This window comes from uncultured Kluyvera sp. (assembly GCF_902485085.1).
Taxonomy (GTDB): Bacteria; Pseudomonadota; Gammaproteobacteria; order Enterobacterales; family Enterobacteriaceae; genus Kluyvera; species Kluyvera ascorbata.
In genome coordinates this window covers 15,339-28,514 of sequence record NZ_CABTJS010000126.1, presented here as the reverse complement: position 1 = coordinate 28,514, position 13,176 = coordinate 15,339, and the positions used below count along the sequence as shown (strand labels likewise).

11 protein-coding genes are annotated in these 13,176 nt (G+C 60.1%); 3 read left to right on the top strand and 8 right to left on the bottom strand.

Annotation, left to right across the window (positions count from 1 at the left end; all coding sequences use genetic code 11):
* Nucleotides 1-10: 10 nt before the first annotated feature.
* Genes glpA through glpC form a run of 3 tightly spaced genes read left to right on the top strand, consistent with a single transcriptional unit; the run spans nt 11 to nt 4,078 of the window.
* The gene (glpA, locus tag RDN66_RS15320; RefSeq protein WP_202217547.1) at nt 11-1,639 is read left to right on the top strand and encodes an anaerobic glycerol-3-phosphate dehydrogenase subunit A; all 1,629 of its coding nucleotides are present in this window, start codon (nt 11-13) and stop codon (nt 1,637-1,639) included.
* Nucleotides 1,629-2,888 (top strand): glycerol-3-phosphate dehydrogenase subunit GlpB, encoded by a 1,260-nt coding sequence (gene glpB / locus RDN66_RS15315; RefSeq protein ID WP_308537962.1) that lies wholly within the window; start codon nt 1,629-1,631, stop codon nt 2,886-2,888. The genes glpA and glpB overlap by 11 nt, the downstream gene beginning before the upstream one ends.
* Nucleotides 2,885-4,078 (top strand): anaerobic glycerol-3-phosphate dehydrogenase subunit GlpC, encoded by a 1,194-nt coding sequence (gene glpC / locus RDN66_RS15310; RefSeq protein ID WP_202217545.1) that lies wholly within the window; start codon nt 2,885-2,887, stop codon nt 4,076-4,078. The genes glpB and glpC overlap by 4 nt, the downstream gene beginning before the upstream one ends.
* A gap of 58 nt (nt 4,079-4,136) precedes the next feature.
* Here the strand turns inward: glpC and RDN66_RS15305 are convergent, their stop codons facing one another.
* The 8 genes from RDN66_RS15305 to menF all read right to left on the bottom strand — a co-directional run bounded on the left by RDN66_RS15305 (nt 4,137) and on the right by menF (nt 13,142).
* Nucleotides 4,137-5,333, bottom strand: coding sequence for a nicotinamide mononucleotide deamidase-related protein YfaY (locus RDN66_RS15305; protein WP_202217544.1), 1,197 nt, complete (start codon nt 5,331-5,333; stop codon nt 4,137-4,139).
* A 98-nt stretch (nt 5,334-5,431) separates the two neighbouring features.
* On the bottom strand, nt 5,432-5,974 hold the full coding sequence (locus RDN66_RS15300) for a YfaZ family outer membrane protein (RefSeq protein ID WP_035892612.1): 543 nt from the start codon (nt 5,972-5,974) through the stop codon (nt 5,432-5,434).
* 176 nt (nt 5,975-6,150) lie between these two features.
* On the bottom strand, nt 6,151-7,512 hold the full coding sequence (gene menE, locus RDN66_RS15295) for an o-succinylbenzoate--CoA ligase (protein ID WP_202217543.1): 1,362 nt from the start codon (nt 7,510-7,512) through the stop codon (nt 6,151-6,153).
* Nucleotides 7,509-8,474, bottom strand: coding sequence for an o-succinylbenzoate synthase (gene menC / locus RDN66_RS15290; protein WP_308537961.1), 966 nt, complete (start codon nt 8,472-8,474; stop codon nt 7,509-7,511). The genes menE and menC overlap by 4 nt, the downstream gene beginning before the upstream one ends.
* A complete protein-coding gene (gene menB, locus RDN66_RS15285; RefSeq protein WP_035892608.1) occupies nt 8,474-9,331 on the bottom strand; it encodes a 1,4-dihydroxy-2-naphthoyl-CoA synthase in 858 nt (285 codons plus the stop codon). The genes menC and menB overlap by 1 nt, the downstream gene beginning before the upstream one ends.
* 8 nt (nt 9,332-9,339) lie before the next feature.
* Nucleotides 9,340-10,104 (bottom strand): 2-succinyl-6-hydroxy-2,4-cyclohexadiene-1-carboxylate synthase, encoded by a 765-nt coding sequence (gene menH / locus RDN66_RS15280; protein WP_202217541.1) that lies wholly within the window; start codon nt 10,102-10,104, stop codon nt 9,340-9,342.
* Nucleotides 10,101-11,771 (bottom strand): 2-succinyl-5-enolpyruvyl-6-hydroxy-3-cyclohexene-1-carboxylic-acid synthase, encoded by a 1,671-nt coding sequence (menD, locus tag RDN66_RS15275; protein ID WP_202217540.1) that lies wholly within the window; start codon nt 11,769-11,771, stop codon nt 10,101-10,103. Before menD ends, menH begins: the two co-directional genes overlap by 4 nt.
* A gap of 78 nt (nt 11,772-11,849) precedes the next feature.
* Entirely contained in the window at nt 11,850-13,142 is a 1,293-nt protein-coding gene (gene menF / locus RDN66_RS15270) for an isochorismate synthase MenF (RefSeq protein ID WP_308537960.1), read from the bottom strand.
* Nucleotides 13,143-13,176: the final 34 nt, after the last annotated feature.

Genomic DNA, 13,176 nt, shown 5'->3' with positions numbered 1-13,176 from the left:
AGGACACATTATGGACAGCGCCTCTGTCAATGAATACGATGCCATCATCATCGGCGGCGGAGCCACCGGGGCCGGTATCGCCCGCGACTGCTCGCTACGCGGCCTGAAGGTTGCGCTGGTTGAGCGCTTTGATATTGCCACCGGTGCAACGGGGCGCAATCACGGCCTGCTGCACAGCGGCGCGCGCTATGCGGTGACCGACAGCGAATCCGCGCGCGAATGCATCAGCGAAAACCAGATCCTGCGGCGAATCGCCCGCCACTGTATCGAACCCACCAGCGGGCTGTTTATCACCCTGCCTGAAGATGATCTCAACTATCAGCGTACCTTTATGGATGCCTGCCAGACGGCGGGGATTCAGGCTGAAGCTATCGACCCCGCGCAGGCGCGGCGGATGGAGCCAGCGGTGAACCCTGCGCTGGTTGGCGCGGTGCGCGTGCCCGACGGCACCGTCGACCCCTTCCGCCTGACCGCCGCTAATATGCTCGATGCCCGCGAACACGGCGCGACGATTTTTACCGCCCATGAAGTCACCGGCCTTATTCGCCACAACGATCGCATCCACGGCGTTCACCTGCTCAACCACACTACCGGGCAACCGCAATCGCTGCGTGCGCCGGTGGTGGTCAATGCCGCCGGGATCTGGGGACAGCGCATTGCCGAATACGCCGACCTGCGCATCCGCATGTTCCCGGCGAAAGGCTCGCTGCTGATATTTGAAAACCGTATCAACCAGCATGTGATCAACCGCTGTCGTGCGCCCGCCGATGCCGATATTCTGGTGCCCGGCGATACCATTTCGCTGATTGGTACCACTTCAACACATATCGATTACGACGACATTGACCGCTGCCGCGTTACCGCCGACGAGGTCGATATTCTGCTGCGCGAAGGTGAAAAGCTGGCGCCAGTCATGGCGAATACCCGTATTCTTCGCGCCTACTGCGGCGTACGCCCGCTGGTTGCCAGCGATAACGACCCCAGCGGGCGCAACGTCAGCCGGGGCATTGTTCTGCTGGATCACGCTGAGCGCGACGGGCTGGAAGGGTTCATTACCATCACCGGCGGCAAGCTGATGACCTATCGCCTGATGGCAGAATGGGCCACCGATGCCGTTTGCCGCAAACTTAACCACAGCGGCACCTGCACCACTGCACAAACGCCGCTGCCTGGCTCCCGTGAGCCGGCGGAGAAAACGCTGCAACGTATGATTTCCCTGCCCGCGCCGCTGCGCGGTTCGGCGGTCTATCGTCACGGCGACCGTACGCCGGAATGGCTCGGCAACACTCGATTACAGCGCAGCGTAGTCTGCGAATGCGAAGCCGTCACCGCGGGCGAAGTACAGTACGCGGTGGAAAATCTGGCGGTCAATAACCTGCTGGATTTACGCCGCCGCACACGCGTCGGCATGGGTACATGCCAGGGCGAGCTGTGCGCATGCCGCGCAGCCGGTCTGCTCCAGCGTTATCGCGTCTCCACCTCGGCGCAATCGCTCACCCAGCTTTCTGCCTTCCTCAATGAACGCTGGAAAGGCGTCCAGCCGATTGCCTGGGGCGATGCGCTGCGCGAGAGCGAATTAACCCGCTGGGTATACCAGGGATTGTGCGGCCTGAAAAAGGAGCCAGAAGATGAAATTTGATAGCGTGATTATCGGCGGCGGACTCGCCGGGTTGCTGTGCGGCATCCAGCTACAAAAAGCGGGTCTGCGCGCGGTAATTGTCAGCCGGGGCCAGAGCGCGCTGCACTTCTCTTCCGGCTCGCTGGACCTGCTCAGCGCCCTGCCCGATGGCCAGCAGGTCACCCACCTCGCAGACGGGCTGGCCGCGCTGCGCGAACAATCCCCGCAGCATCCCTATAGCCTGATTGGCTCCCGTCTTGTGCAGCACTACGCGCAGCAGACGCAGACGCTGCTGGCTGAATGCGGAATCAACATGCGCCGCGATATGGCGACGCCTCATCAGCGTATTACCCCGCTGGGCACTCAACGTGCCGCCTGGCTGAGTCCGTCGGAAGTACCGATTATCCCGTTCAGGCGCGGCCGCGTTCGGGTCGTCGGTATTAGTGGATTTCTCGATTTCCAGCCGCATCTGGTCGCCGAATCCCTCCAGCAGCAGGGGCTAAACGCCGATACCGCTGAAATCGATTTACCAGAGTTGGATGTGCTGCGGGAAAACCCGACCGAGTTCCGCGCGGTCAATATCGCCAGGGTACTGGATGAAAAAACGCACTGGCCAATGCTGCATCAGGCGCTATTACCGCTCAGTGAAGGATGCGACACGCTGGTGATGCCCGCCTGCTTTGGCCTGCGTGACACGGCGTTATTCGACTGGCTCAATCACAATCTCCCCTGCACCCTGCTGCTTCTGCCAACACTGCCGCCTTCAGTGCCGGGTATGCGGTTCCACGCCACCCTGCAACGGCGGTTTGTTGCGCTGGGCGGAACCTGGATGGCGGGTGATGAAGCGGTGCGCGTCAGCCACGACCGCGGCGAGGTTCGCGAAGTCTGGACGCGTAACCACGGCGATATTCCATTACGTCCGCGCTATGCGGTACTGGCCAGCGGCAGTTTCTTCAGCAACGGCCTGACCGCCGATCGCGACCACATTCGCGAGTCCATTATGGGGCTGGATATTCAGCAACCCGCCTCACGTAGCGCGGGCTATCGCGATGATTTCTTTGACCCGCAGCCGTGGCAGCAGTCGGGCGCAATCGTCGATGCCGAGCTGCATCCCACGCTCCGAGGTCTACCGATGCGCAACCTGTTTGCCATCGGCTCGGTGCTTGGCGGCTTCGACCCGATCGCGCAGGGCTGCGGCGGGGGCGTATGCGCCGTCTCCGCGCTACACGCTGCCGCGCAGATTATCCGTTTGGCGGGAGGCGAAGCATGAGCCAGCAAAGTTTCGAAAACTGCATTAAATGCACCGTTTGCACCACCGTCTGCCCCGTTAGCCGCGTCAACCCACGCTATCCGGGGCCAAAACAGGCCGGGCCGGACGGCGAACGTCTGCGCCGCAAAGACGCCGGGCTGTATGACGAGGCGCTAAAATACTGCATCAACTGCAAACGCTGCGAAGTCGCCTGCCCGTCGGATGTCAAAATTGGCGATATTATCCAGCGCGCCCGCGCCGACTATAGCCAGCAAAAGCCGAGTATTCGCGATACGATCCTCAGCCATACCGACCTGATGGGCACGCTCTCTACGCCGTTCGCCCTCATCGTCAATGCCGCCACCGGCCTGAAGCCCGTGCGTCAACTTCTGGATAGCGCGCTCAAGATTGACCATCACCGCGCCCTACCGAAATACTCCTTCGGCACCTTCCGCCGCCGCTACGCGCGTATTGCCGCAGCACAGGCGCAGTTTGCCGAGCAGGTCGCCTTCTTCCACGGCTGCTACGTTAATTACAACCATCCGCAGCTCGGGCTGGATTTGATAAAGGTGATGAATGCGATAGGCATTGGTGTGCAGCTACTCAGCAAAGAGAAGTGCTGCGGCGTGCCGCTGATTGCTAACGGTTTCTTTGATAAAGCCCGTCGACAGGCGCAGAGCAATATCAAGTCGCTGCGGGAAGCCATTGGCGGCAAAAAGCTGCCGGTCATTGCCACCTCGTCCACCTGCACTTTTACGCTGCGTGATGAGTACCCGCACCTGCTGGACGTCGATAACCACGATCTGCGCGACAACATTGAGCTGGCCACCCGCTGGCTGTGGCGCAAGCTGGATGATGGCGCGGAGCTGCCGTTACAGCCACTGCCGCTAAAGGTGGTGTACCACACGCCGTGTCATATGGAGAAGATGGGCTGGTCGCTGTACACGCTGGAATTAATACGCCGCATACCGGGTATTGAGCTTCAGGTGCTGGATTCACAATGCTGCGGAATAGCGGGAACTTACGGCTTCAAAACGGAGAACTACCCAACGTCGCAGGCAATAGGCGCACCGCTCTTCGAGCAAATTGAAGCGAGCGGCGCAGACCTGGTGATTACCGACTGCGAGACCTGCAAATGGCAGATTGAGATGTCCACCAGCAAGCGTTGTGAACATCCAATCACGCTGTTAGCGCGGGCGTTGGTCCGATAACCTGCGCCCAACGGTCCCCTCTCCCTGAAAGGGAGAGGGGGGAAAAGCCGGTTACAGCTTAAAGCGTGAGCGAGTCCACCACGTTAATCCAGCCGTGTTCGCTGGCAACGGGACGGCTATTCAGCCAGCGACGCAGCATGTTCAGCGCCATCATCGCACACACTTCCTGACGCACCGCCAGACCATGACGCGTATTGCTGAACTTCACCTGCAGCGCGTGCGTCCCTTCCGGTGTCGCCAGCGCAAAGTTAATGTGTTCACTTTCAAGACCACTTACCGCCAGCGCCAGCCCGGCAAAATGGTTCACTCGACGCTCGGCGGCCCAACGGGCGGTTTGCGCCAGCGTTTCATCCTGTGGCGGTACCACTTCGCTCGCCAGCAGCGGCGCCTGGGCACGGGAAAGCTGTAGGGCAATCAGCCCGCTGGTGAACTGCTCGCTTAACGTCAGGCTGAACTGTCTTTCTTTCAGCACGCGGGCAAGCTGCGCTGGTAATCCTTCGGTGCCTTCAAAAATCAGACTTTCGCCCGCCACTTTCTGTACTTCTGGCCACAGCGCCAGCATCGCATCACGATGTTCCGCAGGCCCGGTCAACTTCAGTTCAATAATCGGCATCGACGAGCGATAACCCATGCTCACACCCGGCGGCAGAACAAGGTGTTGCAGGCTTTGGGCGAGATCGCTTTCAGAACGGCCAAAGGTCGTCAGACGCAGGCACAGCGGCGGCTCACCGACCGGATAACGCTGGCGTATACGCGGCAGGATCTCTTGCTCAACCATCACTTTAAATTCAGACGGCACGCCCGGCGTAAAGAACATCAGGCAGCGGTTAAGCTTAACGGCAAAGCCGCAGGCGGTACCGACCGGATTGTCGATAAGCTCGGCGCTGGCCGGGATCTCCGCCTGCTTGCGGTTGCTCGGCGCCATCACGCGGCCACGCTCGCTGAAGAAACGCTCCATAAACGCCAGCCACTCTTCGTGCATAATCAGCGATTCACCTTTCGCCGTTGCCGCAGCAAGCGCGCTAAGGTCATCGCTGGTCGGCCCGAGGCCGCCGTTCACAATCAGAATATCTGCCTGAGTACTGCGCTCGCGCAGAATAGCGACCAGGTCATCCAGGTTATCCCCAACGGTGTTACGTCGCGTCAGCGGAATACCCTGCTGGAAACAAAAATCAGCAAGCCAGGCAGCGTTTGTATCGACGATCTGCCCCGATAAGACTTCGTCACCGGTGGACAGCATCTCAACCGTTATCATCACTTTCTCCAATAAAAAGAGGACGAGTCACTATAACGCAAGCGGAGGATTTAAGAAGAGAAAAACTGGCGCAGCGGTGTCGCCGCGCCGGAGGGGGATTAGAACGATGCGCTCACACCAACGTACGGGCCATCGGCCACGGCGTTGTCACGATGACCGTCTTTACCCGCGAGGTTCAGGTAACGATAACCTGCTTCGATGCTGATTGGACGCATAATGGTATAACGCGCGCCCGCGTTAGCTTCGGTATAGCTGTCGATACCGCTTGAGAGTGAATCCGGGGAGTAGTAGTACTCACCGAACAGACGCAGGCTGTCGCCGATTTTCCACTGCAGACCACCACCGACCGCTGCGGCATAGCCGGAATCGCTGTCGTTAGGATCGGTGTAAACGCCTTTACCACCCACGGTAGCCATGAACGGACCGAGAGGGATATTCAGTCCCAGGCCCAGACCTGCCACATCACCATCGTCGTCGCTGTGCGTCCAGTTACCGGTTAACGCCAGGCCAGAAGTCTCAGTACCGACACCAAAGCCCAGGTTAGTGTAATCTTTACCAGCTTGACCGTTAAAGCTGATTGCACTCGCTGACGCGGAGACAAACATCAGCCCCGCCAGACCAAATAACACGCTCTTTTTCATCTTCATCCTTTCATGCAAACGCAAAAATAAACGCCCTTAAACCGCTGAATTGTACTGCGATACGCAGCGGATTCAATGTACTAAACAGGCAATAATCAGGGGGATTGTAACGAATTACGTCTAATACATCACCAGGAATGATGACGTATGTTAATGAAATAACACGTATCTATTATTCATGATTTTAACTGTGCGTTTACCCACTGCATCAGCTGATGACGAGACACCTTAATGCCCGTCCCCTTCATTTCTTCCGGCAGCGTCAACCATTGGCACGGCTGCTGGAATCCCGCCAACTTGTCTTTCGCCCACAGCGCCAGCTCAGCCATATTCAGCGTGGGCTCAGCATCTAGTACTGCCACCGGGCGCTGGCCAAATTCGATATCGTCAATGGGGACAATAAAGACCTGATTCACCGCCGGATGCTGTACCAGCACTCGCTCAACTTCTTCTGGTTGAATGCCCTCACCGCCGCTGAAAAACAGATTATCCAGACGACCAATAACGTGCAGTTTGCCGTCGCGAATTTCACCGCGATCGCGGGTGGCAAACCAGCCTTCAGCATTGGTCAGCGGCAGCAGTTTACCGTTGCGCCAGTAACCTGAAGCCATACTGCTGGCGCGCAGCCAGATTTCGCCATCTACCAGCCGCAGTTCGCGCCCCGGCAGCGGCATGCCAACATCCTCGCCGCCGTTGGCTTCGCGCGCGCAGACGGTGGAAGCAAACTCGGTCAGGCCGTAGCCGCAGAAGGTTTGAATCCCCCGCGCTGCCGCCTGTTCGGTCAGGACCGCAGGAATCGCCGCGCCGCCCAGCAGCACCGTTTTCAGGGTGAGCGGCTGTTCATCATTGAGCAGGCGCCAAAGCTGCGTCGGCACCAGAGACGCGTGGGAACAACCGTGCAGCGCCTGCGCAAGCGGATGCTCACTCACCGCCATCTGCGCGCCCACCAGCAGCCAGCGCCAGAAAATGCCCTGGCCGGAGACGTGAAACAACGGTAGCGACAGCAGCCAGCAGTCGTTTTCTGCAAACGGCATCAGGCTCAGCACGCCGTACGCACTCGCCAGATGCGCCGCGCAGGTATGCACCGCCGCTTTCGGCAGGCCGGTTGAACCCGAGGTGAGCGTCATCGAAGCCAGGCGTTCAGCACGCCAGTCGCACGGCGAGGTCAGCGGTGCGGAACGCAGCTGCAACGGCGCAAGGCCGTAGTGATCATCGGCTTCCAGATTTAAAAAGTGGCACAGGCTGAGCCCCGGCAGCAGTTCGCTGACCAGCGTCGCCGGTAGCCGTGGGTTTAGCGGCAGGATACGCGCGCCGCACTGCAACAACGCCAGCCAGGCCAGCACCGCTTCCGGGCGATTGCGCGCGCAGAGCGCCACGCCGTCTTCGGGATTAACGCCCTGCGCCTGAAACCCGGCGGCGAGCGCGTCGATACGCTCACACAGCGCCGTCCAGCTCAGTGTTTCATCATCGAGACGCAGCGCGATGGCGTCGCCACGCTCCTCGCGCCAGTGCCGCCACGGCCAGGTAGAAAAGGTCACAGCAGCGGCTCCATATCCTCAATTGCCCCGCATGGCAGCGGGCTGTCAGGCCAGCAGCGGATAAGCTGAGTTTGCATCAGATTCAAGGTATCCAGACCCGGAATGGTGTCTGGGGTGAGCCAGGCCGCGATGCGCGCTAACTGAGTTAAGCCGAGGCTTGATTCCAGCGAGGAGCTAATTACCGCCGTCAGGCCAAGCGCATGCGCCGCCGCCACCTGCGCTTTTACGCGTTCCAGGCTACCGGTCAGCGTTGGTTTAATCACCACGGCTTTGAGGCCGGGCTCGGCTTCAAAGCGGAAATCCGCCTCGCGCAGGCTTTCGTCCCAGGCAATAGCAATACCGGTTTCACGCGCAAAGGCGCGCGAGTCATCGCGGGTTTTGCACGGTTCTTCAAGGAAGGCGATGCGCGAACGATAGTCCGGGTTGACGTATTTGGCGAACTGCTGGGCTTTCAGCGGCGTCCAGGCGCGGTTGGCATCGAGGCGCAGGGTCAGCTCTGGAATAGCTTCCAACAGCAGATTCACCACCATGCCGTCACGGACCGCTTCGTACAGGCCGACCTTCACTTTAGCCACCTTCTCGCCGGACATATCAGCAAGCTTGATAACCAGATCGTCCGGGTCACCGGTGCACAGCGGCGCGGCGCGATAATCCGCCGCCTCAGGCAGCGCATCGTTGAGCTCCGCCAGCGCACAGCTGATGCCAAAGGCCACCGAGGGAACCTCTGGCAACGCGCCATCGTCGCCCTGCCGCCAGGCGTTAACCCAACCGAGCAGCGCCGACTGCGCGTCGTCCAGCGACTCCAGACTAAAGCCCGGCAGTGGGGAAATTTCTCCCCACCCGTCCCGTTCGCCGTCACGCAGGTAGACGAATAACCCATCACGGGTTTTCAGCCGCCGCTCGCGCAGAACTACACCTGCGTCCATCGGTATCTGCCAGCGGTAAACCTGCGCACTACGCATTACGGATTCCGTTTGAATTTGCTGAAGTCAGGCTGACGTTTCTGGTTGAAAGCGTTACGGCCTTCCTGACCTTCTTCGGTCATGTAGAACAGCATGGTGGCGTTACCGGCCAGCTCTTGCAGACCCGCCTGGCCGTCACAGTCGGCATTCAGCGCGGCTTTCAGGCAGCGCAGCGCCATCGGGCTGTTTTGCAGCATTTCGCGGCACCAGCGTACGGTCTCTTTTTCGAGGTCAGCCAGCGGTACCACGGTGTTCACCAGGCCCATATCCAGCGCCGCTTTCGCGTCGTACTGGCGGCACAGGAACCAGATTTCACGCGCTTTTTTCTGGCCGACGATGCGCGCCATGTAAGAAGCGCCCCAGCCGCCGTCAAAGGATCCGACTTTCGGACCGGTCTGGCCGAAGATGGCGTTATCCGCCGCAATAGTCAGGTCACACATCATGTGCAGCACGTGGCCGCCGCCGATGGAGAAGCCAGCCACCATCGCTACCACTGGTTTTGGGCAGGTACGGATCTGACGCTGGAAGTCCAGCACGTTCAGGTGGTGAACGCCGCTGTCGTCCTGGTATCCGCCGTAGTCGCCACGCACTTTCTGGTCACCACCGGCGCAGAAGGCTTTGTCGCCCGCGCCGGTCAGGATGATAACGCCGACGTTGTCGTCATAGCGCGCATCCGCCAGCGCCTGAATCATCTCTTTGACCGTCAGTGGACGAAACGCGTTGCGAACCTGCGGGCGGTTAATGGTGATTTTGGCGATGCCGTCAGCGGATTTTTCGTAGCGAATGTCGGTAAAACCTTCAGAACAATCGTGCCACTCAGCGGGGGCGTACAGCATAGCTTCATCAGGATAGATCATAGCGAGTCCTATAAGTTAACAGGCAGAATCTGAGCCAGACACGCGGCCACGCCCGCGGGGTTTTCCCGGTGCGCGTTGTGTCCAGCATCATGAATAAGGTGGCAAGGGCGCGAGAGTTCCTCGGCAATCGCGCGAAACTTGCTGTCGCGCTCGCCACAGAGATACCAGAATGGTAGTGGAAGCGTTTGCAGCGCAGGACGAAGGTCTTCCTGCACGGCTAAAGAGGTGGCCAGCAGCATCGCCGCCAGCGCGTTGCCGTCGTTTTTCTGGCGCAGCGTCACCAGCGAGGCACGCTGTGCGTCGGTGAGGCTGGCAAAAACCGGCTGTTGATACCAGGCGGTAAAGACGTCGGCAAGCGGAAGCTCGCGAAAACGCTGTGCCCAGGCTTCGTCGTTGCGCCAGCGCGATTCGCGCTCCGCATCGTTCGTCAGCCCAGGATGACCGCCTTCAACAATCAACCCTGCCAGGCCTTCCGGCCGCGAGCAGGCGTAGTGCATGGCAATCCGTCCGCCCAGCGAGTAACCCACTAGCCAGTAATTAAGTATGTTGTAACTAAGCAGCGTGGTCTGGAGCGCGGCGTCCATCTCAGCGAAGTTATTAACCCGTACGGCTGAAGATCCACCGTGGCCGGGCAAATCGACATACAGCCGATTCGCCCGCGCAAAGCGCTGCCCCACCGGCTGCCATTCGCGATGGTCGCCGGAAAAACCGTGCAGGAAAACCAGCCACGGCTGCGTGGGTTCTCCCTGCTCGGCTACGGCGTGCAGGATCATAGCTTGCTGACCTGCGCCAGCAGATGTTGCAGCGTTTGCGCGCCGTCGGTGTCGTTAACCACCAGCTCAATCACCGTGGTTGCTGGCGTGCGCCAGGCGGTGCTCAACGCCGTTTCCAGCGACGCCCAATCTTCTGGCTGCTGATAGCGCAGGCCAAACATCTTCGCCGCATGCTCGAAGTGAACGTTTTGCGGCATCGCGTAGAAGCGCTCGCGCTCTTCCACCGGCGTTGGTAGCAGAGAGAAAATCTGCCCGCCGTTGTTGTTGACCACTATCAGCACCAGCGGTGCGGACACCTGGCGCAGCAGCGCCAGCGCGTTGAGGTCGTAGAGCGCCGACAGATCGCCAACGATAGCAAGCGTCGGCCGTGCACTAGCGCGCTGTACGCCCGCCGCAGTGGAAATCAGGCCATCGATGCCGCTGGCACCGCGGTTGCTGTAAACCGGGTAGCCCGCCGGAAGCTGGCCTAAGGCGTCAATTAAACGCACCACCAGACTGTTGCCAACGAACAGTTGCCCCTGTTCCGGGAGATAGCGGCGAATGCGGTGCGCTAACTGCGCTTCGCCGAAGTGCTCACTTTGCGCGGCAACGGCCTCCCATGCCTGTTCGGAGAGCGTAGGGATAACGGTGGTCCACGGCGCGCGTTTCTCCGCCGGGTGTTTTTCCAGCCACTGGGTAATGTTGCTCACCAGACGGCGACCGCGATGGTGCGCCGGGTCGAGGCGGCCGGAAAGCGGGTCGACCAGCCAGTATTCGTCCGGCTCACAGGCGAGCTGCCATTGCAGCACTCGTTTACCGGTCAGGCTGCTGCCGAGCTGCACTACAATCTGGGCCTGTTCAAGCTCGCTGATGGCGGCCGGATTACTGAGCCAGAGATCCGCGCACGGCAGCGGCTGCCCGGTTTGCGAAAGCACGTCGCCAATCAGCGGCCAGCCCAGGGTTTTCGCCCATTCGGCCACCTTTTTGCCCTCTTCCGCATCCATCCGCCCGGCGACAATTACGCCGCGCTTTTGTCGCCAGAAGAACCAGTCGCGCTGAACGGCACTCTCCTGATGCAGCGCTTCGCGCAGCCAGGGTTTCTCACCCTGCCACCAGTCGCCCAGCGCCTGCTGCCAGGCAAGGCCGGTGTCGTCCATATCACCATACAGCGGTTCAGCAAACGGGCAGTTGATGTGTACACCGCCGGAGTGCAGCGAACCCAGCGCATCATCCACGACAGAGACCAGCCAGCGGGCCGGAATATCCTGGCTCGGGCGCGGTAACGAAAGGGTGCTGGATGGGTGCGAGGCAAACATACCCGGCTGACGAATAGCCTGATTCGCGCCACAGTCAATCAGCTCTGGCGGACGGTCAGCGGTGAGCAGAATAATTTTTTCACCGGTTAAGCCCGCTTCAATCAGCGCCGGATAGAGGTTCGCCACCGCCGTGCCGGAGGTCACAATCACCGCCACCGGCTGCTTGCTGACCTTCGCCAACCCCAGGGCCAGATGCCCGAGACCGCGCTCATCAAAATGGGTGTGATGAATAAAGGTGCGATTCTCCGCTGCCGCAAGCGTAAGCGGTGTTGAACGAGACCCGGGCGCAATGCAAACGTGCCGCACGCCGTGACGGGTTAATGCTTCGAGGATCACCGCCGCCCAGCGTCGGTTAAATGCGCTTACTGACATGAAGTTGTCCGGTATCAAATAATCGACTCAGTATAAATTCTACGAACCAGTAGGATTTTGATATGAATCGGTAATGTTCTATTCAGGGAACAGCAAAGAACGCAGACCCGCCGCTTTATTTTCGATTTCCTGCCATTCCTGTTCGGGATCGGAGCCATCAACGATGCCGGCACCGGCATACAGCCGCACCGTATTACCTTCCACCTTCGCCGAGCGCAGCGTCACGCAGAACTCACTCTGCCGACGAGAAAGATAGCCCGCCGACCCGGCGTACCATTCCCGGGTAAACGGCTCAAAGCGGTCAATAAAGTCCAGCGCCAGCGCACGAGGCAGCCCCGCCACCGCCGCCGTGGGTTGTAGTTGCAGCAGGCAGCGCGTGTCGTCGGCCGCGGTCAACTCCGCCTGAATACAGCGGCGAAGATGCTGCACCTTGCGCAGGCGAACGATTTCCGCTGGCAGCACGTCGAGCGTTTGCGTCAACCCCTGCAGGCGCTGGCAAATATCTTCCACCACCAGGCTGTTTTCCCGCTGGTTTTTATCATCATGCATCAGCCAGTCGCCCAGCCGCTTCGCGGTTGCCGCATCGTCGTGCGCCGCCACGGTGCCCGCCAGCGCTTCGGTACGCAGCGCCGTTCCGCGCCGCCGCCATAAACGCTCCGGCGATGAACCGAGAAACGTCCGCTGCGCGTCAAACGCCATATAGAAATGATAGCAAGAGAAATTGACCCGGCGACTGGCGGCCATCAGAGCCCCGGCGTTCGATGCGCCGCTAAAGACCAGATCCGTTGCCCGTGCCAGCACCACTTTGCTAAATGCGCCGTCGCGAATCGCCTGGGTAGCCTGCTCAATCAGCCGACACCAGCCCTCTTTGCCGGGGCGATGGGTTTCGCTTTCCTGGTGCAACGCCAGTTCCGCCGAAGCGTGATGGGTTGTAAGCAATGCCAGACATGCCCGCGCTTGCTCGGCATCCTGCTGAAGCGAGCTATCGCTCCACAGGTTGATGCGAAGCGTGGCCCGTCCGGCTTCGCGCCGCCACTCCAGACGAGGCAGGAATAGCTGCCCGACCTTCGGGTCGAAGGCGTTCACGCCGCAGATGCGCAGGTCGTCACGTTCAAGGGTGTGCAGAAAATCATTGGCCTGGGCCAGGGAGATAAAGGTTTTGACCGCACCCAGCGCGGCAATCTCTTCTTTACCGCTGCGCTGCTGCCAGTAGAACTGCGGCCAGACCGCCTGCCCGCTAAGCCAGGCAAGCGGGTCAAAGGCATCGCTCAGGGGGAAAGAGACTTCAATACTTTGCGTGCCGGGCAACGCTGGAAAATCGTCTGTCAGCAGCCCTGACAGGCTCTGCAACGCCGCTAGAATGGATCGCACGCAAACCTCCCTATCATAAAAACCACATAGTATA